At 72.2% G+C, this 24,338-nt stretch carries 21 protein-coding genes; 16 read left to right on the top strand and 5 right to left on the bottom strand.

Translation table 11 applies throughout. The features are described 5' to 3' along the window. The 4 genes from ACZ7MY_RS40500 to ACZ7MY_RS40485 form a co-directional block, all read left to right on the top strand. Window positions 1-573: CoA transferase (locus ACZ7MY_RS40500; protein WP_499610733.1), on the top strand; the 573-nt coding region annotated here is incomplete at its 5' end. 2 nt (window positions 574-575) lie between these two features. Further along, a complete protein-coding gene (locus tag ACZ7MY_RS40495) occupies window positions 576-731 on the top strand; it encodes a hypothetical protein (protein WP_499610730.1) in 156 nt (51 codons plus the stop codon). A 131-nt stretch (window positions 732-862) separates the two neighbouring features. Beyond that, window positions 863-1,414 carry a beta-class carbonic anhydrase gene (locus ACZ7MY_RS40490; protein WP_499610727.1) on the top strand — a complete coding sequence of 184 codons (552 nt, stop codon included), beginning with the start codon at window positions 863-865 and terminating at the stop codon, window positions 1,412-1,414. Window positions 1,415-1,634: 220 nt separating this feature from the next. Next, window positions 1,635-2,444 carry an acyl-CoA dehydrogenase family protein gene (locus tag ACZ7MY_RS40485; protein WP_499610725.1) on the top strand — a complete coding sequence of 270 codons (810 nt, stop codon included), beginning with the start codon at window positions 1,635-1,637 and terminating at the stop codon, window positions 2,442-2,444. Here ACZ7MY_RS40485 and ACZ7MY_RS40480 read toward each other — a convergent pair. Then, a complete protein-coding gene (locus ACZ7MY_RS40480; RefSeq protein ID WP_499610723.1) occupies window positions 2,402-3,091 on the bottom strand; it encodes a GntR family transcriptional regulator in 690 nt (229 codons plus the stop codon). The genes ACZ7MY_RS40485 and ACZ7MY_RS40480 overlap by 43 nt on opposite strands. Before the next feature lie 329 nt (window positions 3,092-3,420). Between ACZ7MY_RS40480 and ACZ7MY_RS40475 the strand changes: the two genes are divergently transcribed. From ACZ7MY_RS40475 to ACZ7MY_RS40430, 10 genes are all read left to right on the top strand, one after another. Next, a complete protein-coding gene (locus tag ACZ7MY_RS40475) occupies window positions 3,421-3,876 on the top strand; it encodes a formate dehydrogenase subunit gamma (protein WP_499610720.1) in 456 nt (151 codons plus the stop codon). After that, window positions 3,873-5,489 (top strand): formate dehydrogenase beta subunit, encoded by a 1,617-nt coding sequence (locus ACZ7MY_RS40470; protein ID WP_499610718.1) that lies wholly within the window; start codon window positions 3,873-3,875, stop codon window positions 5,487-5,489. Before ACZ7MY_RS40475 ends, ACZ7MY_RS40470 begins: the two co-directional genes overlap by 4 nt. Next, window positions 5,486-8,314 carry a formate dehydrogenase subunit alpha gene (gene fdhF, locus ACZ7MY_RS40465; protein ID WP_499610716.1) on the top strand — a complete coding sequence of 943 codons (2,829 nt, stop codon included), beginning with the start codon at window positions 5,486-5,488 and terminating at the stop codon, window positions 8,312-8,314. The genes ACZ7MY_RS40470 and fdhF overlap by 4 nt, the downstream gene beginning before the upstream one ends. 1 nt (window position 8,315) lies before the next feature. Further along, on the top strand, window positions 8,316-8,528 hold the full coding sequence (locus tag ACZ7MY_RS40460) for a formate dehydrogenase subunit delta (RefSeq protein WP_499610713.1): 213 nt from the start codon (window positions 8,316-8,318) through the stop codon (window positions 8,526-8,528). A gap of 633 nt (window positions 8,529-9,161) precedes the next feature. Next, complete coding sequence (locus tag ACZ7MY_RS40455; protein ID WP_499610711.1) at window positions 9,162-9,365, top strand: cold-shock protein; 204 nt, start codon at window positions 9,162-9,164, stop codon at window positions 9,363-9,365. 85 nt (window positions 9,366-9,450) lie between these two features. Continuing rightward, window positions 9,451-11,127, top strand: a complete 1,677-nt coding sequence (locus ACZ7MY_RS40450) for a DEAD/DEAH box helicase (protein WP_499610709.1) — start codon at window positions 9,451-9,453, stop codon at window positions 11,125-11,127. 74 nt (window positions 11,128-11,201) lie between these two features. After that, window positions 11,202-11,843, top strand: a complete 642-nt coding sequence (locus ACZ7MY_RS40445) for a PadR family transcriptional regulator (RefSeq protein ID WP_499610707.1) — start codon at window positions 11,202-11,204, stop codon at window positions 11,841-11,843. A gap of 83 nt (window positions 11,844-11,926) precedes the next feature. Continuing rightward, a complete protein-coding gene (locus ACZ7MY_RS40440) occupies window positions 11,927-12,883 on the top strand; it encodes an ATP-binding cassette domain-containing protein (protein ID WP_499610704.1) in 957 nt (318 codons plus the stop codon). Window positions 12,884-12,954: 71 nt separating this feature from the next. Then, window positions 12,955-13,683, top strand: a complete 729-nt coding sequence (locus ACZ7MY_RS40435; RefSeq protein WP_499610739.1) for an ABC transporter permease — start codon at window positions 12,955-12,957, stop codon at window positions 13,681-13,683. 595 nt (window positions 13,684-14,278) lie between these two features. After that, window positions 14,279-15,697 (top strand): OFA family MFS transporter, encoded by a 1,419-nt coding sequence (locus ACZ7MY_RS40430; RefSeq protein WP_499610701.1) that lies wholly within the window; start codon window positions 14,279-14,281, stop codon window positions 15,695-15,697. Between the two features lie 281 nt (window positions 15,698-15,978). On the opposite strand, the gene ACZ7MY_RS40425 is transcribed toward ACZ7MY_RS40430, so the two are convergent. The 3 genes from ACZ7MY_RS40425 to ACZ7MY_RS40415 form a co-directional block, all read right to left on the bottom strand. Further along, the gene (locus tag ACZ7MY_RS40425; RefSeq protein ID WP_499610699.1) at window positions 15,979-16,674 is read right to left on the bottom strand and encodes a GntR family transcriptional regulator; all 696 of its coding nucleotides are present in this window, start codon (window positions 16,672-16,674) and stop codon (window positions 15,979-15,981) included. A 200-nt stretch (window positions 16,675-16,874) separates the two neighbouring features. Beyond that, window positions 16,875-18,347, bottom strand: coding sequence for a Re/Si-specific NAD(P)(+) transhydrogenase subunit beta (pntB, locus tag ACZ7MY_RS40420; protein ID WP_499610697.1), 1,473 nt, complete (start codon window positions 18,345-18,347; stop codon window positions 16,875-16,877). Window positions 18,348-18,353: 6 nt separating this feature from the next. Beyond that, window positions 18,354-19,904 carry a Re/Si-specific NAD(P)(+) transhydrogenase subunit alpha gene (locus ACZ7MY_RS40415; protein ID WP_499610695.1) on the bottom strand — a complete coding sequence of 517 codons (1,551 nt, stop codon included), beginning with the start codon at window positions 19,902-19,904 and terminating at the stop codon, window positions 18,354-18,356. 328 nt (window positions 19,905-20,232) lie between these two features. Here ACZ7MY_RS40415 and ACZ7MY_RS40410 point away from each other — a divergent pair, with 328 nt between their 5' ends. Further along, complete coding sequence (locus ACZ7MY_RS40410) at window positions 20,233-21,249, top strand: 2-dehydropantoate 2-reductase (protein WP_499610693.1); 1,017 nt, start codon at window positions 20,233-20,235, stop codon at window positions 21,247-21,249. Window positions 21,250-21,665: 416 nt separating this feature from the next. Next, on the top strand, window positions 21,666-22,598 hold the full coding sequence (locus ACZ7MY_RS40405) for a LysR family transcriptional regulator (protein WP_499610691.1): 933 nt from the start codon (window positions 21,666-21,668) through the stop codon (window positions 22,596-22,598). Here the strand turns inward: ACZ7MY_RS40405 and ACZ7MY_RS40400 are convergent. Continuing rightward, window positions 22,591-24,234: a FadD7 family fatty acid--CoA ligase gene (locus tag ACZ7MY_RS40400; RefSeq protein WP_499610689.1), complete on the bottom strand. Its 1,644-nt coding sequence runs from the start codon at window positions 24,232-24,234 to the stop codon at window positions 22,591-22,593. The two genes, ACZ7MY_RS40405 and ACZ7MY_RS40400, sit on opposite strands and share 8 nt — an antisense overlap. Window positions 24,235-24,338 lie beyond the last annotated feature (104 nt).

The raw sequence follows: 24,338 nt of genomic DNA, 5'->3' as shown, positions 1-24,338 counted from the left end.
CCCCTGGCCGAATACCCCAACGAGGACTTCACCGACGAAGTCCCCCGCTCCGGCAACGCCTCCGGCGGCGGACAACCCGGCTGGGCCGTCAAATGTGCACCCGGCGGCCCCAACGACTACGTCTACGTGATCGTGCAGCCCGTCGGCTGGCAACCCCTGGCCCAACTCATCGGCCACCCCGAACTCGCCGACGACCCCGAATGGGCCACCCCCGAAGCCCGGCTGCCGAAACTCGCCAAGATGTTCCAGCTCATCGAGGAATGGACCACCACCCTGCCCAAATGGCAGGTCCTCGAACAGCTCAACATCCACAACATCCCATGCGGGCCCATCCTCTCCACCAAGGAGATCATCGAAGACGAGAGCCTCAAGGCCAACGACATCGTCGTCGAGGTCCCCCACCCCGAACGCGGCACCTACACCACCGTCGGAAACCCCCTCAAACTCTCCGACTCACCCACCACCATCCACCGCTCACCCCTCCTCGGCGAACACAACCACGACATCTACACCGGCGAACTCGGTCTCCGAGAGGACGAGTTGCCGACGCTCAAGGCACAAGGAGTGATCTGACCATGACCGCGGACCACACGCGCCGTCCGGCCGCCACCGACAACACCCGGCGCTGCGAGCCGCCGCCGTACGGGCGGCGCCCCGAGCACGGCCCGTCGGCGCGACGGACCCCGCCGCCGTACCGGGGCCGCTGTGCCCTCGGGTCCGGCCTGCGTTGATTCACCCCGTCTATCGACCGGCGGGAGGAGACGGGGGCGGCGGCGACCGCCGTGGTCCACCCCGAACCGGCCGTTCACGTGGATGATCGGAACACGTGGGGGCCGCACCAGAAAAGGAGCGCACCGGAGTCATGTCGACGTCAACGTACGGTTCCGCACAGCCCGGCGGCGGCGCCCCGGGCGAGGAGACGGTCATCGACCGCCTGGTGGAGTCCAACCGCAAGTACGCCGCGGGGTTCACCGACCCGGGCATGGGTGCCCGGCCCGTGCTCCAGGTGGCCGTGGTGGCCTGCATGGACGCCCGGATCGACCTGCACGCCGCCCTCGGCCTGGAACTGGGCGACTGCCACACCATCCGCAACGCCGGCGGCGTGGTCACCGACGACACCATCCGGTCGCTGACCATCAGCCAGCGCGCCCTGAAGACCCGCAGCGTGATACTGATCCACCACACCGGCTGCGGTCTGCAGACCCTCACCGAGGACTTCCGGCACGAACTGGAGATGGAGGTCGGCCAGCGCCCCGCGTGGGCGGTGGAGGCCTTCCAGGACGTCGACCAGGACGTCCGGCAGTCGATGCAACGGGTGCGCACCTCCCCGTTCCTGCTCCACACCGACGACGTCCGGGGCTTTGTCTTCGACGTCACGACGGGGCTGCTGCGGGAGATCGACCCGCGGCCCTGAGCCCCCGGGGCACCGACGCCCCGTCCAGGACCTGCGCGCGGACCGGCGGACGGCAACCTGCCGGGAGACGCGGGACGGCTGCTCCCGGCGGCTGGTCCGCGCGCACGCCGGCGGGGTGGCCGGCGAACGCGTACCCGCGTTCCCGGCCGCCCCGTCCGTCGTCGTGCCCACGTCCGCTGCCTGACGGCAGATCAGCAACCGTTCCCGAGGGGGTCACCTCGTGTCGTACCGCAACGCCTTCTCCCGTGTCCTGAGCGACGTCATCGCACCCCGCGCCGAACGGACCGGCAGGGAGGGCAGGTTCCCGCGCGGCGCGGTGACCGCCCTGGGCGAGGCGGGGCTGCTCGGCCTGACCGTCTCCGCCGGCCTGGGCGGCGGTGGCCGGGGCCCGGCCGAGGCCGCCGACGTCGTCGCGCGGATCGCCGCGAGCTGCCCGGTGACCGCGGCCGTGCTCCAGTCGCACTACGCGGCGGTCGCCGTGATCGAGGCGTGCGGAAGCCCCTGGGTGCGCGGTGAGATAGCCGCCGGGCGCCACCTGAGCAGCCTCGCCCTGGCGGACGGGGCGTCCGGCGCGGCCGGTGCCGGGACCGCGAGCGCGACCCGCTCGGGCGAGGTGGTCGCCCTGCGCGCCCGCAAGCACGAGGTGGTCGCGGCGGGGGAGGCCGACAGCTACGTCTGGTCGTCACTGCCGCTTTCCGCCCCGGACGGGCTGACCCTGTGGCTGGTGCCCGCGCACGCGCCCGACCTCTTCGTCCCCGCCCGGCCGGACGGTACGGGGCCGCACGGCAGCGCCACCTCGACGGTGCTCGCCGACCCCGTCCTCGTCCCCGCCGACGCGATGCTCGGGGAGGACGGCGCGGGGCACGACGTCGTGCTGCGCACGGTCCTGCCGTGGCTGCTCGCACTGCGGGACGCCGTGGGCGTCGAGGCCGTCCACCCGTCGGTGGCGGCCGCGGAATCGGCCCCCTCGGCGCCGGCCGGGGCGGCTCAGCTCAGTGCCGTCGCCCCCGCCGCGACCGCCTTGCGATAGTCGCCGGTGCGTTCGGTGTGCTTGCGCATGATCTCGCCGGCGCGTTCGGCGTCGCCCTTGGCGATGGCCCTGATCAGCTGGGCGTGCTCGTTCCAGGCGTCCTTGCCGCGGGGCTTGGCGATGGGGGTGTAGTACCACCGCACCTTCCGGCTCACCTGCGAGATCAGCTCCGCCAGCACGGCGTTGGCGGCGATGGACGTGATGAAGGAGTGCAGCGCCGTGTTGGCCGTGACCAGGCGTTCCACGTCGCCCGCGGCGAGCGCCCCCACCCCGTCCTGCTGCAGCTCCCAGAGGCGTTCGACGTCCTCGGGCTTGGCGTTCTCGGCGGCGAGGCGTGCCGAGTAGGTCTCCAGCACCGAGCGGACGCCGAGCAGTTGGGCGGCCTCCTCCTCGGTGGGGGAGTGGACGAAGGCGCCCTGGGCGGGACGCAGGTCGACCCAGCCGTCGGTCTGCAGACGCTGCAGGGCTTCGCGCACCGGCTGGCGGGACACCCCGAGGTGCTCCGCGAGTTCGGCCTCCACCAGGTGCTGACCGGGCGTGAGGGACCCGCTGATGATGAGTTCGACGATGGCGTCGTACACGGCCTCGCGCAGTGGGGCGGGGCGGGCGACCCGGCGGGTCGCCGCGGCCGTCAGGGCCTCGCGCATGGTTCCCCCGTTCTGCCACCGAGCCCGCGGGCCGACGGCTCTGGACTCGGGGCCGCCGAGAGGGTCGCGGGCGGCGGGACGATTCAGTATACAGGTTTTGGTATGCAACATGCCTTGTACCGCGGCATGGTGTGCCCGGCTGCCGACCGGCTGCCGGGAGTCGGGGAAAGTCCAGGCCGCAGGATTCTGTATGCAGAAGTTTGTATGCGGTATCGTCGCCGTGTACGGCCGGCACCGTCGGGAAGGCGAAGCGGCTCTGTGACGATCCCGCGCTGGAACTCCCTGACCTGACGAAGGCGGAGTGGTCAATGACGATCGGCGGGAGTGACATGACGGTCGAAGAGGTGGTCCGGACGGTTGTTGCTGACCACCGGGATCAGCGAGGTGCGCTGCTGCCGGTACTGCACGCCCTGCAGGCCGAGTTGGGGTGTGTACCGAAAGAGGCGATACCCGTGCTCGCCGACGAGTTCAACCTCTCCCGGGCGGACATCCACGGAGTGGTGACCTTCTACCACGACTTCCGCCGCGAGCCGGCGGGACGCACCACGGTGCGCATCTGCCGGGCCGAGGCGTGCCAGTCCCTCGGGTCCGACGCGCTGGTGGGCTACGCGCGGGAGGCCGGAATGGCGCTGGGGGAGACGACCCCGGACGGCGCGGTCACCGTCGAGCAGGTCTTCTGCCTCGGCAACTGCGCCCTGGGGCCCGCGGTCGAGGTCGACGGCCGGTTGTACGGACGAGTGGACACGGCCCGGTTGGGCTCCATCCTCAAGGGGACGGTGGCATGACGAAGGACTCTTCCGACACCGCGGTGACGGTCTACGTACCGCGCGACTCGGCGGCCAGATCGGTCGGCGCGGACGAGGTGGCGGACGCGCTGCGGCGCGCCGCGGCGGAGCGGGGGGCGCCCGTCGAGGTGGTGCGCAACGGCTCCCGCGGCATGCTGTGGCTGGAGCCGCTGGTCGAGGTGGTCACCCCGGCCGGCCGCGTCGGCTACGGGCCGGTCGCCCCCGAGGACGTCGAGGGACTGCTGGACGCGGGCCTCCTCGAGGGCGCCGAGCACCCGCTGCGCCTCGGCGTCGTCGACGAACTTCCCTGGCTGGCCCGGCAGACCCGGGTCACCTTCTCCCGCATCGGGGTGACCGACCCCCTCTCGCCCGAGGACTACCTGCGCCACGGCGGCCTGGCCGGCCTGCGCACCGCCCTCGGCATGGCCCCCGCCGACGTCGTCACCGAGGTCACCGACTCCGGACTGCGCGGCCGCGGCGGCGCCGGCTTCCCGGCCGGCATCAAGTGGAAGACCGTGATGGACTGCGTGGACGAACTCAAGTTCGTCTGCTGCAACGCCGACGAGGGCGACAGCGGCACCTTCGCCGACCGCATGGTCATGGAGGGCGACCCCTTCATGCTCATCGAGGGCATGACGATCGCCGCGCACGCCGTCGGCGCGAGCGAGGGCTACCTCTACATCCGCTCCGAGTACCCGGACGCGGTGGCCACGATGCGCGCGGCGATCGACATCGCGCGCGAGCAGGGCTGGCTCGGCAAGGGCGTCCTCGGCTCCCCGCTCGACTTCGACCTGCACGTCCGGGTCGGCGCCGGAGCGTACATCTGCGGCGAGGAGACCTCCATGCTGGAGAGCCTGGAGGGCAAGCGCGGCACCGTCCGCGCCAAGCCGCCGATCCCCGCGATCGAGGGCCTGTTCGGCAAGCCGACGGTCGTCAACAACGTCCTCACCCTCGCCACCGTGCCGGTCATCCTCGCCGAGGGCGCCAAGGCGTACCAGGAACTCGGCGTCGAACGCTCCCGCGGCACCCAGGTGTTCCAGCTCGGCGGCAACGTCGCGCGCGGCGGCATCGTGGAGACCGCCTTCGGCATCACGCTGCGCGAACTGGTCGAGGAGTACGGCGGCGGCACCTTCTCCGGACGCCCGGTCCGCACCGTGCAGGTCGGCGGGCCGCTCGGCGCCTACCTGCCGACGTCGATGTTCGACCTGCCGATGGAGTACGAGGCGTTCGCCGAGGCGGGCGCCATGCTGGGCCACGGCGGCGTCGTCGTCTTCGACGAGAGCGTCGACATGGCCGCCCAGGCCCGGTTCGCGATGGAGTTCTGCGCCGAGGAGTCCTGCGGCAAGTGCACGCCCTGCCGGGTGGGCTCGGTCCGCGGCGTCGAGGTGATCGACAAGATCGTGGCCGGTCAGCAGCGGGACGAGAACCTGGCCCTGCTCGAGGACCTGTGCGAGCTGATGACCGACGGCTCCCTGTGCGCGATGGGCGGGCTCACCCCGATGCCCGTGCGCAGCGCCATCGCGCACTTCCCCGACGACTTCCTCGCCCGCGACCCCGGCCGGGCGATCCCACGTACGCACGCCCATGGAGGCAGGACGGAGGGCACGGCATGACACTGCTCAAGGAACCCGACTTCGGTACTCCGGAGAGGCCCGGCGCGGCGACGGTCTCGGTGGAAGTGGACGGGATGCCGGTGACCGTGCCCGAGGGCACGTCGGTGATGCGCGCCGCCGCGCAGGCCGGCATCGACATCCCCAAGCTCTGCGCCACCGACAGCCTGGAGCCCTTCGGCTCCTGCCGGCTGTGCGTGGTGGAGATCGACGGCCGCCGCGGCACCCCCGCCTCCTGCACCACGCCGGTGGCCGAGGGCATGCAGGTGCGCACCCAGACACCGAAGGTGGAGAAGCTCCGCCAGGGCGTCATGGAGCTCTACATCTCCGACCACCCGCTGGACTGCCTCACCTGCCCGGCCAACGGCGACTGCGAACTGCAGGACATGGCCGGCGTGGTCGGGCTGCGGCAGGTCCGGTACGGCTACGAGGGCGAGAACCACCTCGACGCCCCCAAGGACACCTCCAACCCGTACTTCGACTTCGACGCGTCCAAGTGCATCGCCTGCTCCCGCTGCGTCCGCGCCTGCGGCGAGGTCCAGGGCACCTTCGCGCTGACCATCGAGGGACGCGGCTTCGACTCCAAGGTCTCGGCCGGCGCGGGCGAGAGCTTCATGGACTCCGAGTGCGTCTCCTGCGGGGCCTGCGTGCAGGCCTGCCCGACCTCCACGCTCCAGGAGAAGTCGGTCGTCGAACTCGGCATGCCGACCCGCTCGGTGGTCACCACCTGCGCGTACTGCGGCGTCGGCTGCTCCTTCAAGGCCGAGCTGCGCGGCGACGAGCTGGTGCGGATGGTGCCCTACAAGGACGGCGGCGCCAACGAGGGCCACTCCTGCGTGAAGGGCCGCTTCGCCTTCGGCTACGCCTCGCACCCCGACCGGGTGCTGAGGCCCATGGTGCGCGAGAAGATCACCGACCCGTGGCGAGAGGTCGAGTGGGACGAGGCCATCGGCACCGTCGCGCGCCGGATGCGCGAACTCCAGCAGACCTACGGCTCGGGCGCGATCGGCGCCATCACCTCCTCGCGGTGCACCAACGAAGAGGTGTACGTCGTCCAGAAGATGGTGCGCGCCGCCTTCGGCAACAACAACGTCGACACCTGCGCCCGGGTCTGCCACTCCCCGACGGGATACGGGCTGAAGCAGACCTTCGGCGAGTCGGCCGGCACCCAGGACTTCCGGTCCGTGGCCGAGGCCGACGTCATCATGGTGATCGGGGCCAACCCCACCGACGGGCACCCGGTGTTCGCCTCGCGGATGAAGCGCCGGCTGCGCGAGGGCGCCAAGCTCATCGTCGTCGACCCGCGCCGCATCGACCTGGTGCGCTCCCCGCACGTCCAGGCCGAGCACCACCTCCAGCTGCGGCCCAGCACCAACGTGGCCGTCGTGAACGCCATGGCGCACGTGGTGGTCACCGAGGGGCTGGCCGACCGGGCCTTCGTGGACGAGCGGTGCGAGGACTTCGACGAGTGGGCCGAGTTCATCGCCCGCCCCGAGAACAGCCCGGAGGCCACCGAGGAGCTCACCGGCGTGCCGGCCGCGGAACTGCGCGCGGCGGCCCGGCTGTACGCCCAGGCCCCGAACGGCGCGATCTACTACGGCCTCGGTGTCACCGAGCACAGCCAGGGCTCCACCATGGTGATGGGCATGGCCAACCTCGCGATGGCCTGCGGCAACATCGGCCGCGACGGCGTCGGGGTCAACCCGCTGCGCGGCCAGAACAACGTGCAGGGCTCCTGCGACATGGGCTCGTTCCCGCACGAGCTGCCCGGCTACCGGCACGTCTCCGACGACGCCGTACGCACCGTCTTCGAGAACCTCTGGGGCGGCACGATCCTCGCCGAGCCCGGGCTGCGCATCCCGAACATGTTCGACGCCGCCATCGACGGGACGTTCCGCGGCCTGTTCGTGCACGGCGAGGACATCGCCCAGTCCGACCCCAATCTCAAGCACGTCACCGCCGCGCTGGCGGCCATGGAACTGGTCGTCGTGCAGGACCTGTTCCTCAACGAGACGGCGAAGTTCGCGCACGTCTTCCTGCCCGGCGCGTCCTTCCTGGAGAAGGACGGCACCTTCACCAACGCCGAGCGCCGCATCAACCGGGTGCGCGCGGTGATGAAGCCGAAGACCGGCAAGCACGAGTGGCAGATCGTCTCCGAGATCGCCACCGCCATGGGCCACCCCATGGCGTACGACCACCCCGGTCAGATCATGGACGAGATCGCCCAGGTCACGCCGACCTTCACCGGTGTCTCCTTCCAGCTGCTGGACAAGCTGGGCAGCGTCCAGTGGCCCTGCAACGAGGAGGCCCCCGAGGGCACGCCCATCATGCACGTGGACGAGTTCGTGCGGGGCAAGGGCCGGTTCGTCGTCACCACCTTCGTGCCGACCGCCGAGCGCAGCACCCGGCGCTTCCCGCTGATCCTGACCACGGGACGCATCCTCAGCCAGTACAACGTCGGTGCGCAGACCCGCCGCACCGGCAACGTCGCCTGGCACCCCGAGGACGTGCTGGAGCTGCATCCCCACGACGCGGAGGTCCGCGGCATCGTGGACGGCGACACCGTGACCCTGGCGAGCCGGGTGGGGGAGACGACGCTGAAGGCCGAGATCTCCGACCGCATGCCGCCCGGGGTCGTCTACACCACGTTCCACCACCCGGTGACCGGGGCCAACGTGGTGACCACGGAGAACTCGGACTGGGCGACCAACTGCCCGGAGTACAAGGTGACCGCCGTCCAGGTGGGGCTCGCCCGCCCGCGGCGGGCCGAGGGCGGGGAAGCGGACCGTGGCCAGGACCGCGACCGGTTGCTGACGGTGGTGGACTGAGATGGCGGACGCAGTGCCGGCGGAGCGCCGGATGGCCAACGACATCGCGGCCAACCTCGTCCACCTGCCGGGTGACCGGGCGGCCGAGGCCGTCGCCGGGCACATCGGCAGGTTCTGGGACCCGCGCATGCGCACCCGGCTGTTCGACTTCGTCGACTCCGGAGCGGACGGCCTGGACCCCCTGGTGGTCGCGGCGGTGAAGCTGCTGCGCTGACGACACGGGGTCCCGGCCGGCCCAGGCAGCCGGCCGGGGCCCCGCCTCACCGGGGGCGCCGCACGGGAGGCGTCCCCGGTGCCGCCGACGGGACGGCGCTCGGCACCGTCAGCGCTGGCGGGCCCCGGCCGCGGTGGGCACAGATGCGGCGGCCGCGCCGGTCGCGCGCCGCGTGGCACGGGCCTTCGACGGAGCCGGACGCCTGCCGCGGTCCGGCGAGGCGCTGCTGCGGCACGCCTCCGCGCCGGAGAAGACGTGCCGGCGCACTCCGCGAGGACCGTCCGGCCGCGCGAGCATGGCGGCCCTGAGGTGCCTCGACACGACGAGGCGCGGATGAGCGGGCGAGGGCCTGCCGAGGCACTCGTGCGCGTGCACGCGGCCGGGTGTCCGCCGTGCCGGGCCTGCCGGTCACCGAAGGGCGGAGCTTCGCGCTGCCCTGTGCGGGGGCCGTGACCGACGGTGGCCGCCGTGGCCCCGGCCGTCGTTCCGGGGCGGCCTGTGCTAGGGTTTGGGCATTGCAGTTGTGGTACCCATATGACCTATGTGCGCCTGACGGAATTCTTCTCCCGCAGGCGCATTATTTGTTCTACCGGCTTCTCCGGATGGGCCCTCTGCCTACAGAAGGAGAATGTCATGGCACAGGGAACCGTGAAGTGGTTCAACGCCGAAAAGGGTTTCGGCTTCATCGAGCAGGACGGCGGCGGCCCCGACGTCTTCGCCCACTACTCGAACATCCAGTCCCAGGGCTTCCGTGAGCTCCTCGAGGGCCAGCGGGTCAGCTTCGACGTCACGCAGGGCCAGAAGGGCCCGCAGGCGGAGAACATCGTCCCCGCCTGACCGCCGGACGCGTACCCGCTCACCGGGGTCCGCACCGTCATGGTGCGGACCCCGGTTTGCGCTGTTCCAGGAAGGCAACAACCGCATGCCCCGCAGGCCCCAGAAATCGAATCGGCGCGTGTCGTCGCCCGGACCGGCCGCATCGGCGCCGAGGGAATTCCGGCTGCCGGAAAGCACGACGCCCGCACTTCCCGCCGTCGAGGACTTCGCGGCTCTCGACATGCCCGCGGGGCTGCTGAAGACCCTCGCCGCGCAGGGTGTGACGACCCCGTTCCCCATCCAGGCCGCGACGCTGCCCAACTCGCTCGCCGGCCGGGACCTGCTGGGGCGCGGCCGCACCGGCTCCGGCAAGACCCTCGCCTTCGGGCTGGCGCTGCTGGCCCGTACGGCAGGCCTGCGCGCCGAGCCGAAGGCACCGCTGGCCCTCGTGCTGGTGCCCACGCGTGAACTCGCCCAGCAGGTGACGGACGCGCTGACGCCGTACGCGACGGCGGTGAACCTCCGCATGGCCACCGTGGTCGGCGGGCTGTCCATGGCCAAGCAGGCCGCCACGCTCCGGCGCGGCGTCGAGGTGCTCGTGGCCACCCCCGGCCGGCTCAACGACCTGGTGGAACACGGCGACTGCGTGCTCGGCAGCGTCGGCATCACGGTGCTGGACGAGGCCGACCAGATGACCGACATGGGCTTCATGCCGCAGATCACCCGGCTGATCGAGCGCGTGCGACCCGACGGGCAGCGGATGCTGTTCTCGGCCACCCTGGACGGCAACATCGACCGCCTGGTGCAGCGGTTCCTGACCGACCCCGTGGTGCACTCCGTGGACCCGTCCGCGGGTGCGGTGACCACCATGGAGCACCACGTGCTCCACGTGCTGGACGAGACCGACAAGAAGGCCGTCACCACGCGCATCGCGGCCCGCGACGGCCGGGTGATCCTCTTCCTCGACACCAAGCGGTCCGCCGACCGGCTCGCCAAGCGGCTGCTGGCCGTCGGCGTCCGCGCGGCGGCCCTGCACGGCGGCCGCTCCCAGCCGCAGCGCAACCGCACCCTGGAGCAGTTCAAGAGCGGCCACGTGACGGCGCTGGTCGCCACGAACGTCGCGGCCCGCGGCATACACGTCGACGACCTCGACCTGGTCGTCAACGTCGATCCGCCCACCGACCACAAGGACTACCTCCACCGCGGCGGCCGCACGGCACGCGCCGGCGGTTCCGGCCGGGTGGTCACGCTGGTCCTGCCCGAGCAGAAGCGGGACGTCACGCGGCTGATGTCGGACGCCGGCATCCGGCCCCGGACGGCCCGCATCACCTCGGGTGCCGAGGAGCTGAGCACCCTCACGGGCGCGCGTGAGCCGTCCGGCATCGCCGTCACCATCGAGGTGCCCCAGCCGGCGGCCGCACCGAAGGCGTCCCGCGAGGACGGCAGGAGCGGCACCGGGAACGGCGGGCGGCCCGCCCGCCGGCGCCGCAGTGGCGGCGGGACCGGAGCGGCGCCGACGGGTGCCGCCACCGGGACGACCGGCCGGTCCGGGGAGCGCCGGTCCACGGCCGGGACGGCGGCGGCCGGTGGCGTCCGCCGGGCGGCTTCCCCGCGCGGCGCCTCCGGCGCTGCGGGGGTTTCCGGCGGCCGGGGGTCCGACCGCCGGGGTGCGGCCGGCGCGGCCGGCGGCACCGGTTCCGGTACGGGGAGCCGCGGCTCGGGACGGCGTACGGCGTCCGGCGGCGAGGGCCGCCGGGGTGCCCGCCGCAACCCCGCGGGCTGACCGGACGAGGGACGGACACGAACGGGCGCGGGGCGCGTGCGGGCCCCCGCGCCGGTCCGCCTAACCTGGACCGCATGTCAGCGATCCGTCTCCTGGTCCTGGGCGCCGTCCGCCAGCACGGGCGGGCCCACGGCTACCAGGTGCGCAACGACCTGGAGTACTGGGGCGCGCACGAGTGGTCCAACGCCAAGCCCGGCTCGATCTACCACGCCCTGAAGCAGATGGCGAAGCAGGGACTGCTGCACGCCCACGAGGTCGCCCCGTCGACGGCCGGCGGCCCGCCCCGCACCGAGTACGAGATCACGGACGAGGGGACGAAGGAGTTCCTGCGTCTGCTGCACGAGTCGCTGGTGGCCTACGACCAGAAGATGGACATCCAGTCCGCGGCCATCGGCTTCATCGTCGACCTGCGCCGGGACGAGGCGTTGGATCTGCTGCGCGAGCGGATCCGCAGGATCGGGGAGTGGCGGTCCGCCGTCACCGAGCACTACGTCCCCGAGGACGGCCCCGCCCAGCTCGGCCACATCGGCGAGATCATGAACCTCTGGGTGCACACGGCCGACTCGGACGCCGCGTGGACCTCGGGGCTCGTCGAGCGGATCGAGGGCGGCGCGTACACCTTCGCCGGGGAGGGCGAGCCGTTCGTGGGCGTGCTCACGGAGGGCGAGGAGAACCCGTACGCGACGGGCGAGCCGCATCCCGGCGACGCCCGCTGAAGTCATTTGACCGGTGGACTCCGCGAGCGTTACTTTGCGCCGGTAGTCAAGTTTGACTAGCCGACCACAGCAGAGGAGCCGCCGTGACAGGCACAGCGATCGCCGTCGAAGGGGCGTACAAGGGGTACCGCGGCAGACCGGCGCTGGACGGGCTCGACCTGACGGTCGCGCGCGGCACCGTGCACGGGGTGCTCGGCCCGAACGGCGCGGGCAAGACGACGCTGGTCAGGATCCTGTCCACCCTGCTCCGGCCGGACCGCGGCCGCGTCGAGGTGGCCGGGTACGACGTGGTGACCGAGGCCCCGCAGGTGCGGTTCCGCATCGGCCTGCTCGGGCAGCACGCGGCCCTCGACGAGCAGCTCGGCGGCCGCCAGAACCTGGAGATGTTCGCCCGGCTCCACCACCTCGGCGCCCGGCGGGCGCGCGAACGCGCCGACGAACTCCTCGCGCGCTTCGGCCTCGCGGACACCGGACGCAAGGCGGTCGGCCGCTACAGCGGCGGCATGCGCCGCCGCCTCGACCTCGCCGCGTCCCTCGTCACCGACCCCGAGGTGCTCTTCCTCGACGAGCCGACGACCGGGCTCGACCCCCGCGGCCGCGCCGAGGTGTGGGCCTCGGTCCGCTCCCTGGCCGACGGCGGCACGACGGTCCTGCTCACCACCCAGTACCTGGAGGAGGCCGACCAGCTCGCCGACCGCATCTCGGTCGTCGACCACGGAAGGGTGATCGCCGACGGCACGGCGGACGAACTCAAGGCCCGGACGGGCGGCGACCGCATCGACGTCGTCCTGCGCGACGCCGGGCAACTCGCCGCGGCCAGGGCCCTGCTGCCCGCGACCGGGGGCGAGGTGTCCGTGGACGCCGACCGGCGGCTGCTCAGCGCCCCGGTGACGGACCGCATGGCGGCGCTCACCGGGGTCGTCCGCGCCCTGGAGTCGGCCGGCATACAGGCGGAGGACATCGCCCTGCGCCGTCCGACGCTCGACGAGGTGTTCCTGCACCTCACGGGGGAGAACGCGCGGTCGAAGGAGGCCGTGTGAGCGCCGCGTACACCACCCGGGGCCCGGTCCGGAGCGCGTGGGGAGCGTACGTCCTCGCCGACTGCTGGACGATGACCCGGCGCGAACTCGCCCACTGGGCCCGGCAGCCGGTCCAGGTGGTGGTCGGCCTCGTCTTCCCGGTGATGCTGCTGCTGATGTTCGGCTACCTCGTGGGCGGCGGCCGCGGGGTGACGGGCGACTACCTCGGCTACCTCGTCCCCGGCATGCTCGCGCTCACCATGGCCTTCGGCCTGGAGGGCACGATGCTCGCCGTCACCCAGGACCTCAACAAGGGCGTGATCGACCGCTTCCGTGCGATGCCGATGACCAACGGCGCCGTCCTGGTGGGCCGTTCCGCCGCGGACATGCTCCAGTCGGCCGCCGGGCTGGCCGTCCTGATCGGCGTCGCGCACGCGCTCGGCTGGCGCACGCACGGCGGTGCCGCCGGCTTCCTCGGCGCCGTCGGCCTCCTGCTGCTGTTCCGCTTCGCGATGCTGTGGATCGGCATCCACCTGGCGCTGGTGGCGGGGAAGCCGGAGTTGGTGGTCGCCGTGCAGATCCTGGTCTGGCCGGTCGGCTTCCTCTCCAACGCCTTCGCGGCCCCCGGCTCCATGCCCGGCTGGCTGGGCACCGCGGTCCAGTGGAACCCGATGTCCCACACCGCGACGGCGGTACGCGAGCTGTTCGGCGGCCCCGGTGGCGAACCCGGTCACGTCTGGGCCGCCGTGACCTGGCCTTTGGCCCTGCTGGCGGTCTTCCTGCCGCTGGCGGTACGGAAGTTCGGCCGCCTGAGCGCGTAGCGGTTCCGGTCCCGGGGCGGCAGGCCCGCCCCGGGACGCCCGGCACCGGATTTTGCGCTCTCGTGGTCTTCCTTGCCCGCCCTTTACCCGCGCCTCGCGCGTCCGGCGGTGCGGACACATCAGGTGCCGCAGGCAACCATTCGGCGGTCAGCCGGGGTTACCTCTCCGACCAGGGACAACGCGCCCTGCAGTGGCTGGAGTCGGCCGTCCGGACGGGCGCGGAGCGGGCCCCACCGGTTGGTAATGCACTGGTCAATCTTCCCGTCATCCCCTGGACACCCCGATTCGACGGTCCATACCGTATGCAATCTCCAGTATGGAGAATCGCGCTGACCAGCTGAATGTTCCTCTCCACACCCCCTGAGCACGGCTGCTTTGCCGTGCCCCGGGGTCGTACCACGTCGTTCCACCGTGTCACCCGCCTGCGCGCTGTCACGTCCGGGTTGCCGCCCTGGACCTCAGTTGCCCGGACGACGTACCACCGGGCCCGGCGATGCCGGGCCGAGCCGCAGGGATGGTCCGCTCCACCCCTCCGCATGAAGAGAAGGGCCCAGGGGGCGCACGCCAGGTTCTTTTCACGCAAGGGAAGGCACCGATGTCAGTAACACCGCACGTGGTTCCCGGGCAGTACCGGGAGGTCAGCGACGCGAACGGCCGCGTCTACCGGGTCGGGGAGACCGACCGCTCCCTCCTGGGGAGGCCCCGGGCCTGGATGGTCTGGCTCCCCTGGATCGCGATGATGGGCGTCAGCGTCTACGAGTACGGCTACAGCTCCGCGGAGGCGGTGCTGGAGCACGCCCACGGATGGACCCTGACCGAGACGTTCTGGATCGCCAGCATCTGGGCGGTCTTCCAGGCGGGCGTCGCGTTCCCCGCGGGACGGCTGCGGGAGACCGGGGTCCTGCCGGCCAAGACGGCCATGCTCGCCGGAGCGGCCTTCTCCGGACTCGGCTTCCTGGCACTCTCGCACCTGAGCAACCCCTATGTGGTGATCGCCGGTTACTCGGTGCTGGGCGGCACGGGCGCCGGCCTGGTGTACGCGACCTGCATCAACATGGTCGGCAAGTGGTACCCCGACAACAAGGGCGCCCGCACAGGGTTCGTGAACGGCGGTTTCGCCTACGGAACCCTGCCGCTCATCTTCGTCTTCAACTACTGGTTCCACCCGTCCAACTACAAGATGGTCCTCGACCTGATCGCGTTGGGCATGGTGCTGGTCGTCGCCTTCTGCGGCATGTTCTTCCGCGACCCGCCGAAGAGCTGGTGGCCGCACGACGTCGACCCGCTGAACCGGGGCGTGACCGAGGACGCGAAGCGGGTGGCCAAGCGACTGGCCAAGAACCCGCCGGCCAAGGGCCAGTTCACCCCGATGGAGGCGATCAGGACCGGGCAGCTGCCGCTGATGTGGTTCGCGCTGGTCTGCATCGGAGGTGTGTCGCTGTTCGGCATCAACTTCCAGGTGCCGTTCGCCAAGAGCCTGGGCTTCGGCCCGCTGGTCGCGGCCTCCTCGGCGGGCGTGCTCGCCGTGGTCAACGGCGTCGGCCGGGCCATCGTGGGCTGGCTCTCGGACTACCTGGGCCGGCGTCAGACACTGGGCCTGGTCCTGGTGGTGGCGGGACTGGCGCAGTTCGGTGTGCTGTGGTCGGGCCAGGCGCACAACGAACCCCTGTTCCTGTTCTTCGCGTTCCTCAACGGCTTCGGCGGCGGGGCGTTCTACCCGCTGTTCGCCTCGCTCACGCCGGACTACTTCGGTGAGAACAACAACGCGTCGAACTACGGGCTGGTCTACAGCGCCAAGCTGGTCGGCGGTGTCGGCGGCGGCGGTGTGGCCGCCAGTGTGGTCGCCGCCTGGGGCTACTCCGGCGCCTACTACCTGGCCGGGGGCATCGCCTTCCTCTCCGCGCTGATCACGGTGTTCCTGCGGCAGCCCGGCGCCCCGCGCCGGAGCGGCGAAGGGAGCCCGGTGGCCGAGGTGGACAGCCGTACCCCCTCTCCCGCCGAGGCCACCACCTGACGGCTGCGGTACCGGGGCTCCGTCAGGAGCCCCCCTCCAACGTGCGCGGGCGCAAGGGCCCGGACCGGGGCGGCGGCAGTTCCGGACCGGGTGCCCGCGACACGGAGGCGGGGCCGAGCGGTGGGGTGCGCCCCCTGCTCCGCCCGGCCCCGCCCGCCCCTCCACCGCCGCTTCCTCCCCCGCACGACGTTCCTCCCGCCGACTGTTCCTCCCCCTCGACGACGGCCCGGGTGCCCCCCCCTGCCCCCGGGCCGTCCGGCGTTCCCGGGGCCCGGTGGCCCTCAGGCGCGCCCGGCGTCCACGGCGGCGGCGATCTGCCGGCAGTAGAAGTCGGTGGTGTTGCGGGTGTGGCGGCGCATCAGTTCCTCGGCGCGGTCCGCGTCACCCAGGGCGATGGCCTCGATGATGGTGGCGTGCTCGTTCCAGGCGTCCCGGCCGCGGGGCCGGGCGATGGGCATGTAGTACCAGCGCACCCGCCGGTCGACCTGCAGGATCAGTTCGGCGAGGACCCGGTTGCGGGACAGCTCGGTGATGAACCCGTGCAGCGCGGCGTTGGCCTCGACGATGCCGCGGGCGTCGTCCGCCGCCAGGGCGGCGATGCCGGCGTCCTGCAGGTCCCAGAGCCGGGTGACGTCCCCGTCCGTGGCGTGCAGCGCGGCGCCGTACGCGGAGTGGGTCTCCAGCACGGCGCGGACGCTGAGCAGTTGGGTGGCCTCCTCCTGCGTGGGGGAGTGGACGAAGGCGCCCTGCGCGGGGCGCAGGTCGACCCAGCCGTCGGTCTGCAGGCGCTGCAGGGCCTCGCGCACCGGCTGGCGGCTGACGCCGAGGTGGTCGGCGAGTTCGGCCTCGACCAGGTGCTGCCCCGGTCTGAGGGTGCCGTTGACGATCAGGTCGATCAGGGCCTCGTAGACGGCCTGGCGCAGTGGTGCCGGCCGGGTGACCCGGACGACGGCGGCCGCGGTACGTGTCTCGCGCATGAGCCCCCCTGTCGGCTGAGTTCTTTGCACAGTGCCAAGAATACAGATTTTGGTATGCAATTCAGGAGCAGGGTTGAACAAGGCTTTGTCGGAAATTGGCAGTCGGCGAGCGGAGACCGACCGCGCGGGCACCGGCGCAGAGCGGAAGGGGCGGGGGAAGCCGTGCTTCCCCCGCCCCACCGCCGCGGGTGGAGTGCCCGTCAGGCAGGCGCGGGCTGCTGGTCGGTGCGCAGCCCTCGTGCCGCAGTCGAACCGGACTCCGGTGTGCCGAGCGACCGCAGGATGGCGTCCACGCTCTCCTTGGCGTCGCCGAAGAGCATGCGGCTGTTCTCGCGGAAGAACAGCGGGTTCTGCACCCCCGCGTACCCCGAGGACATGGACCGCTTGAAGACGACGACGTTCTCCGCCTCCCACACCCGCAGCACCGGCATGCCGGCGATCGGGCTCGACGGGTCCTCCTCCGCGGCCGGGTTGACGGTGTCGTTGGCCCCGATGACCAGCACCACCGTGGTGTCGCCGAAGTCGTCGTTGATCTCGTCCATCTCGAGCACGACGTCGTACGGCACCCTGGCCTCGGCGAGCAGCACGTTCATGTGCCCCGGCAGCCGGCCGGCCACCGGGTGGACGCCGAAGCGCACCTGCACCCCGCGCTGCCGCAGGGCCTGGGTCAGCTCCGCCACCGGATGCTGGGCCTGGGCCACCGCCATGCCGTAGCCGGGGGTGATGATCACCGAGGTGGCGTTCTCCAGGAGTTCGGCCGTCTCCTCCGCGGAGGTCTCGCGGTGCTCGCCCTGCTCCTCGTCGCCGCCCGTCGCCGCCGGGGCGCCGAAGCCGCCGGCGATCACCGAGAGGAAGGAGCGGTTCATCGCCTTGCACATGATGTACGACAGGTAGGCGCCGGAGGAGCCGACCAGCGCGCCGGTGACGATCAGCAGGTTGTTGTTGAGCAGGAAGCCCGCCGCGGCCGCGGCCCAGCCCGAGTAGCTGTTGAGCATCGACACGACGACCGGCATGTCACCGCCGCCGATCGAGACGACCAGGTGCCAGCCGAGCGCGAGCGCCAAGGCGGTGACGGCGATCATCAGGCCCAGGTTCGGGGTCACCGTGAACCACACGGTCAGGGCCACGAAGGCGGCCAGTGCCCCCAGGTTGAGGGCGTTCTTCCCGGGCAGCGTCAGCGGACGGGACTTGATGCGCGCCGACAGCTTCAGGAAGGCGACGACGGAACCGGTGAAGGTGACCGCGCCGATGAAGATGCCGATGAACACCTCGGCGTGGTGGATGGCGAGCAGGTCGCCGGCGACCCGGGTCTGCGCCGCGCCGTGCGCCTCCACCTCGTAGTAGCTGTTCCAGCCGACCAGCACGGCGGCGAGGCCCACCAGGCTGTGCAGGACGGCGATGAGTTCGGGCATCTGGGTCATCTCGACCCGGCGCGCCCGCCACAGGCCGACGGCGCCGCCGACGGCCGTGGCCGCCACGATCAGCACGACGGCGTATCCCGGGATGCTCTGCGCCGCGGCGACGACGGTGGCGACCAGCGCCAGCGCCATGCCGCCGATGCCGTACGCCACTCCGGCGCGGGAGGTGCGGTGTTGAGAGAGTCCGGCCAGGCTGAAGATGAACAGCAGCGCGGCGACGATGTCGGCGGCCTGTGCGGCCGTGGTTGCGTTCATCGATCCTCAGCCCTTCGAGAACATGGCGAGCATGCGGCGGGTGACGGCGAATCCGCCGAAGATGTTCACGGTGGTCAACATGATCGCCACGACCGACATCACGGTGACGGCCGGTCCGGCGTGGCCTATCTGCAGCAGTGCTCCGATCACCACGATCCCCGAGATGGCGTTGGTGACCGACATCAGCGGGGTGTGCAGGGCGTGGTGGACCTTTCCGATCACGTAGTAACCGATGACGACGGCCAGCGCGAACACCGTGAAGTTGCCGATGAGCTGAGCCGGGGAGAAGGCGACGAGGACGAACATCGCGAGCATGCAGAGGCCGACGAGTCCGTAGCGCGCGGCCGGCGACAGGCGCGGGTCCTTCGGCTGCTGCGCGGCGGCCGCGGCCGTCGGCGCCGGGGTCTGCCCGGCGGGTGCCGCCGACACCTGGACGGGCGGTGGCGGCCAGGTCTTCTCGCCCTCCCGCACCACCGTGACGGTCCGCTGCACGACGTCGTCGAAGTCGAGCGTCAGCCGCCCGTCCTTGCCCGGCGTCAGCAGCTTGAGCAGGTTGAAGAGGTTGGTCCCGTACAACTGGGAGGCCTGGGCGGGCAGCCGGCCCGCCAGGTCGGTGTAGCCGATGATCGTCACGTCGTTGTCGGTGACGATCGCCTTCCCGCTGACCGTGCCCTCGACGTTGCCGCCCTGCGCGGCGGCCATGTCGACGATGACGCTGCCGGGCTTCATCGACGCCACGTCGGCCGCCGTGATCAGCCGGGGGGCCGGGCGGCCGGGGATCAGCGCGGTGGTGATGACGATGTCGACGTCCGCCGCCTGCTCGCTGTAGATCTCGGCGGCACGCCGGTCGTACTCCTCGGAGGTCGCCCGGGCGTAGCCGTCGCTGCTCGCCTCCTGGTCCACCTCGACGGCGAGGAACTCCCCGCCCAGGGAACGGACCTGGTCGGCGACCTCGGCCCGCGGGTCGGTGGCCCGGACCACCGCGCCGAGGCTGCCGGCCGCGCCGATCGCGGCGAGTCCCGCCACGCCCGCGCCGGCCACCAGGACCTTGGCCGGGGGCACCTTGCCCGCCGCGGTGACCTGTCCGGTGAAGAAGCGCCCGAAGACATGGGCCGCCTCGATCACCGCCCGGTACCCGGCGATGTTCGCCATCGAGCTGAGCACGTCCATCGACTGGGCCCGGGAGATGCGCGGGACGGCGTCCAGCGCCAGGACGGTGATCGGCCGTGCCGCCAGTTCCTCGACGAGGTCGGGGCTGTGGGCCGGAGCGATGAGCCCGATGAGGGTCGCTCCTTCACGTAGCTTCTCGATCTCCTCGTGCGAGGGGGCGTTGACCTTGAGGACCACGTCCGCCTGCCAGGCGTCGCCGATCCGCGCGCCCGCGTCCACGTAGGCCTCGTCGGGGAAGCCGGAGGCGGCTCCGGCCTCCGACTCCACGACGACCTCGTAACCGAGGCCGAGGAGCCGGCGGACGCTGTCCGGCGTGGCCGCCACCCGCGTCTCCCCGGCGGTGGACTCCGTGACGACACCGATCTGCTGAGGGGGTGAATCCGACATCGCTCTCCTTTTCCGTCGCTACCGGCCGACGCCTTCGGCTGCCCGGCCGGGCCGTCGTCCGCAGTGCGTGTTCCCCGGCCTCCTGGTACGGCCGTGCGGGCCCGGGACCGCGTGTGCGGCGAAGCGTTCCCCTGCTTCGTGCTCGATCAACCTGTCCGGGGCCTGTGTGACCCGGTTCATGGCCGGGGGAGACGCCGGAGACCTCCGCCGCGGTGCCGGCCGGGGTGCTGTCCGGTTCCGAGAGCGCGACTTCCCGTGAGGGGACTGTACATCCCCAGAGGGTACTGCATACAGTATTCACTCCCCCTTCGAATGGAGAGGAGTCGCCGTGAAAATCGCAGTCCTCGGAGCCGGTGCGATCGGCGCTTACGTGGGCGCGGCACTGCACCGTGGTGGCGCCGACGTCCACCTGATCGCCCGGGGTGAGCATCTTCAGGCGATACGCGCCCACGGAGTCCGGGTGAACAGCCCGCGCGGTGACTTCGTGGCCAAGCCCCACGCCACGGACGACCCTGAGGAGATAGGCCCCGTCGACTACGTCTTCCTGGGCCTCAAGGCACACTCCTACGCCAGCTCGGGACCGCTGATCTCCCCGCTGCTCGGCGACGACACCGCGGTGGTGGCCGGTCAGAACGGCATCCCCTGGTGGTACTTCCACAAGCTGGCCGGCCCCTACGAGGGGCGGCGGATCGAGGCGGTCGACCCCGGCGGCGCCACCAGCGAGGTCCTGGCGCCGGAGCGCGCCATCGGCTGCGTCGTCTACCCCGCGACGGTCATCGAGTCCCCCGGTGTCATCCGGCACCTTGAGGGCACCCGGTTCTCCATCGGCGAGCCGGGCGGCGGCGTCTCCGACCGGTGCACGCAACTGAGCGAGGCCATGATCGCCGGCGGCCTCAAGTGCCCGGTGGAGCCGAACCTGCGCGACGACATCTGGATCAAGCTGATGGGCAACGTCGCCTTCAACCCGATCAGCGCCCTCACCAGGGCCACCATGGTCGACATCTGCAAGCACCCGCACACCAGGCGGCTGGTCACCCAGCTCATGGAGGAGACCCTCGACATCGCGGCCAGGGTCGGCAGCACCCCCGACATCTCGATCGAGAAGCGGCTTCGGGGCGCCGAGGGGGTGGGACACCACAAGACCTCGATGCTCCAGGACCTCGAGGCCGGCAAGCAGCTCGAACTCGACGCCATCGTCACGGCCGTCGTGGAGATGGCCGACATCTCCGGCGCGGACGCCCCCAACCTGCGGGCCGTCCACGCCGCCACCGACCTGCTGGCGCGCGGCGTCATCGCGGGGCAGGAGAACGGCGCCACCGCGCCGGATCCGGCCCCCGCCGCCTGACCCCGGCCTTCCGCGCCGCCCGACCGTCCCGCCGTCCGCGGCCCCAGGCCGTCCCCCGCACCCGATCCCGATCCCGTGTCCCTCCCGTCCCGCACATCCGATCCCGTACACAGCCGACCCGCGGAACGCCGGCCCACCGCCGGACTGACCGCGGCCGTACCCCCGGAGCCCGGTCCCGTCGCAGCGGCGACGGAACCGGGCCCCGGGCGGGGGCCCGCACCGGTTCGCGGGCACGAACGAGGGCCGCGATCCGGCTCGGTAGGCTTTGCCAGGTCACACCGCAAACAGCTCGTCCGCCGCCGGCCGCCCGGGGACGTCCGCCGCCCCGGGAGCGTCGGTCCGCCGGCACCGACGGCGTTGCGACTCCAGCGGGAAGTGCCGGCAGGGCCGCGGCCCCAGGCAGAGAGGAGTCGTTCATGCTGTTCCGTCAGCTGGAGTACTTCGTGGCGGTCGCCAGGGAGCGGCACTTCGCCCGGGCGGCGGAGTCCTGCTACGTGTCGCAGCCCGCGCTGTCGGCGGCGATAGCCAAGCTCGAACGGGAGCTGAACGTCACGCTGATCAACCGCGGCCACAACTACCAGGGCCTGACCCCCGAGGGCGAACGGCTGGTGGTGTGGGCCAAGCGGATCCTCGCCGAGCAGGAGGCCTTCAAGGCCGAGGTGGCCGCCGTCCAGTCGGGCATCACCGGCACCCTGCGGCTGGGCACCGAACCCACCGCGTCCACCACCCTGGTCCTCCCCGTCGCCGCCTTCTGCGCGGCCCACCCGCTGGCCAAGGTCCAGGTCCGCTCCCGGCTGTCGACGACCGAACTCCACCGCCAGCTGCTCGCGTTCGAACTGGACGCCGCGATCGCCCACTTCGCCCCGCACGACCGCGAGAACCTGCAGATGATGCCGCTGTACGAGGAGCGGTACATGCTCCTCGCCTCCAGCGACCAGCTGCTGCCGCACACCGACACCATGAAGTGGGCGGACGCGGCCACGATGCCGCTCGCGCTGCTGACCCCCGACATGAGGATCCGCCAGGTCATCGACGACGCCTTCGCCGAGAGCGGGGTCGTGGTGACCCCGCAGGTCGAGACGGACTCGGTGGCCGCCCTCTACGCCAGCGTGGGCGCCGGCGCGTGCGCGAGCATCGTCCCGCACACCTGGCTGCGGGCGATGCCGCCGCTCGGCAGGATGCGGGCCGTGCGCCTGGTCGAGCCGGACGCCAGGGCCAAGGTCTCCGTCGCCATCCACGCGGCCACCCCGGGCTCGGTCGCGGCGCGGGCGTTCATGAACGCCGCGGCCGGCCTGTCGCTGGACGAGTTCTTCGACCAGCCGCTGCCGGCCGAGCACCGCGTCAGATGAGCCCCGGCCATCCGGGGTCCTGTGCGTAGAGCAGGTCCACCGCCGCCCGGTCCAGCCCTCCCTTCGCCGTGTGCGGGAGCGAGGCGACGACCCGGATCCGGTCGGGGACCTCGAAGGGGGCCAGGCGGCCGCGGCAGTACCGCCGCACCTCCTCGGGCCCGGGCACCTCGGACCCCGGCGCCTCCGCACCGGACAGGACCACGGCCGCGCCGACCCGCTGCCCGTACGTCGCGTCGGGCACGGCGAACACCGCGGCCTCGGCCACCCCCGGGCACCCGGCGAGGACGTCCTCGACGTGCTCGGGCGAGACCTTCTCGCCGCCGCGGATGATGAGGTTCTTCAGCCGCCCGGTCAGGAACAGGTGGCCGTCCTCGTCGAGCGAACCGAGGTCGCCGGTGCGGAACCAGCCGTCCGCGAAGCCGTGCGCGGTCTCCGCCGGATTGCCGAGGTAGCCGCGAGCCACCGTCGGCCCGTGCACCCACACCTCGCCCTCGCCGCCGGGCGGGCACGGCTTCCCGTCCGGGTCCAGGACCCGCAGCTCGATTCCCACCGGCCGGCCGACGGAACCGTGCTTCAGCGACCCGTGCTGCGGCAGCGGCTCGCTCGTCGCCTGGTGCGCCGTCTCGGTCATCCCGTACGCCGACAGCAGGGGCGCGCCCAGGGTGCGTTCCAGCGCCCGCTGGGTGGCCGTGTTGAGGGGCGCGCTGGAACTGCGCAGGAACCTCAGCGGCGGGGTCTGGGGGCCCGGGAGGTCCGTCGCGGCCCGCTCCAGCAGGATCTCGTGGATGGTGGGCACCGCGGTGAACCACGTGGCGCCGGCCGCCCGCATGTCGTCCCAGAAGGTGTGCGCCGAGAACCGTCCGTGCGCCGGCAGCAGCACGCAGCCCCCGCTCGCCAGGGTGGACAGCAGGGCGGCGAACAGCCCGTGACCGTGGAAGAACGGCATCGCCGCGACGGTCGCGTCGCCCGGACCCAGCTCGTACGTGGCGCACACGCCGTGCACCGAGGCGGCCACCGCGCCGTGCGTCAGCGGGACCATCTTCGCCTCGGTGGTGCCCGCCGTGAACAGCACCAGGGCGTCCTGCGCGACGAGTTCACCGGCCGCGCCCCGCGCGGCGGCCGGTGCGCCCGTACCCGTACCCGGGCGTGTGTCCAGCACCGCGGTCGCCGTCCCGGCGGGGGAGAGGTCCACCCGCAGCGTCCAGGCGGGGACGGAGGGCCCCACGGCCGCCGCGGGGGCGCCGCCCGCGACCGGGCCCAGCAGGACGGCCCGCACCCCCAGCGCCTCCAGCCGGGCCGTCATCCGCGGCCCGGGCAGCGCGGGGTCCACGGGGGCGACCACCAGCCCGGCCCGCGCCCCGCCCAGCAACGCCGCGACGAACTCCACGGTGTTGGCGCTGACGAGGCCCACCGGGTCCCCGGGGCGCAGCCCCGCGGCGGTCAGCCGCGCCGCCACCGCGTCGGCCAGCTCGTCCAGGGCCCGGTAGGAGACCTCCGCGCGGTCGGCGCCCGCGATCAGCGCGGGTGCCTGCGGGCGCCCGCGAGCAGGCCGGTCCAGCAGATCGGTCAGGCCCGTCACCGCCGGCGGCCGGTAGCGGTCGGGGTCGCGCACGGATGCTGCGGCCGGAACGGCCATGGCCGCACCTCCTCGCGCCGGGAATGTCTGATGAACCGTCCCCAGCGAGACTGCGCGGGGCGCCGAGCAGCCGTCCAATACGCGCTGCCGAACGGTCGATAGCG

The organism is Streptomyces sp. NPDC111520, from assembly GCF_055635295.1.
Note: the sequence above shows the minus strand (reverse complement) of the source record. Positions and strands in the feature narration are given on the sequence as shown.

Coding starts and splice junctions, on each gene's coding strand:
- ACZ7MY_RS40495 (WP_499610730.1), top strand. CDS start 576: ATGACCGCGGACCACACGCGCCGTCCGGCCGCCACCGACAACACCCGG.
- ACZ7MY_RS40490 (WP_499610727.1), top strand. CDS start 863: ATGTCGACGTCAACGTACGGTTCCGCACAGCCCGGCGGCGGCGCCCCG.
- ACZ7MY_RS40480 (WP_499610723.1), bottom strand. CDS start 3,091: ATGCGCGAGGCCCTGACGGCCGCGGCGACCCGCCGGGTCGCCCGCCCC.
- ACZ7MY_RS40475 (WP_499610720.1), top strand. CDS start 3,421: ATGACGGTCGAAGAGGTGGTCCGGACGGTTGTTGCTGACCACCGGGAT.
- ACZ7MY_RS40470 (WP_499610718.1), top strand. CDS start 3,873: ATGACGAAGGACTCTTCCGACACCGCGGTGACGGTCTACGTACCGCGC.
- fdhF (WP_499610716.1), top strand. CDS start 5,486: ATGACACTGCTCAAGGAACCCGACTTCGGTACTCCGGAGAGGCCCGGC.
- ACZ7MY_RS40460 (WP_499610713.1), top strand. CDS start 8,316: ATGGCGGACGCAGTGCCGGCGGAGCGCCGGATGGCCAACGACATCGCG.
- ACZ7MY_RS40455 (WP_499610711.1), top strand. CDS start 9,162: ATGGCACAGGGAACCGTGAAGTGGTTCAACGCCGAAAAGGGTTTCGGC.
- ACZ7MY_RS40450 (WP_499610709.1), top strand. CDS start 9,451: ATGCCCCGCAGGCCCCAGAAATCGAATCGGCGCGTGTCGTCGCCCGGA.
- ACZ7MY_RS40445 (WP_499610707.1), top strand. CDS start 11,202: ATGTCAGCGATCCGTCTCCTGGTCCTGGGCGCCGTCCGCCAGCACGGG.
- ACZ7MY_RS40435 (WP_499610739.1), top strand. CDS start 12,955: ATGACCCGGCGCGAACTCGCCCACTGGGCCCGGCAGCCGGTCCAGGTG.
- ACZ7MY_RS40430 (WP_499610701.1), top strand. CDS start 14,279: ATGTCAGTAACACCGCACGTGGTTCCCGGGCAGTACCGGGAGGTCAGC.
- ACZ7MY_RS40425 (WP_499610699.1), bottom strand. CDS start 16,674: ATGCGCGAGACACGTACCGCGGCCGCCGTCGTCCGGGTCACCCGGCCG.
- pntB (WP_499610697.1), bottom strand. CDS start 18,347: ATGAACGCAACCACGGCCGCACAGGCCGCCGACATCGTCGCCGCGCTG.
- ACZ7MY_RS40415 (WP_499610695.1), bottom strand. CDS start 19,904: ATGTCGGATTCACCCCCTCAGCAGATCGGTGTCGTCACGGAGTCCACC.
- ACZ7MY_RS40405 (WP_499610691.1), top strand. CDS start 21,666: ATGCTGTTCCGTCAGCTGGAGTACTTCGTGGCGGTCGCCAGGGAGCGG.
- ACZ7MY_RS40400 (WP_499610689.1), bottom strand. CDS start 24,234: ATGGCCGTTCCGGCCGCAGCATCCGTGCGCGACCCCGACCGCTACCGG.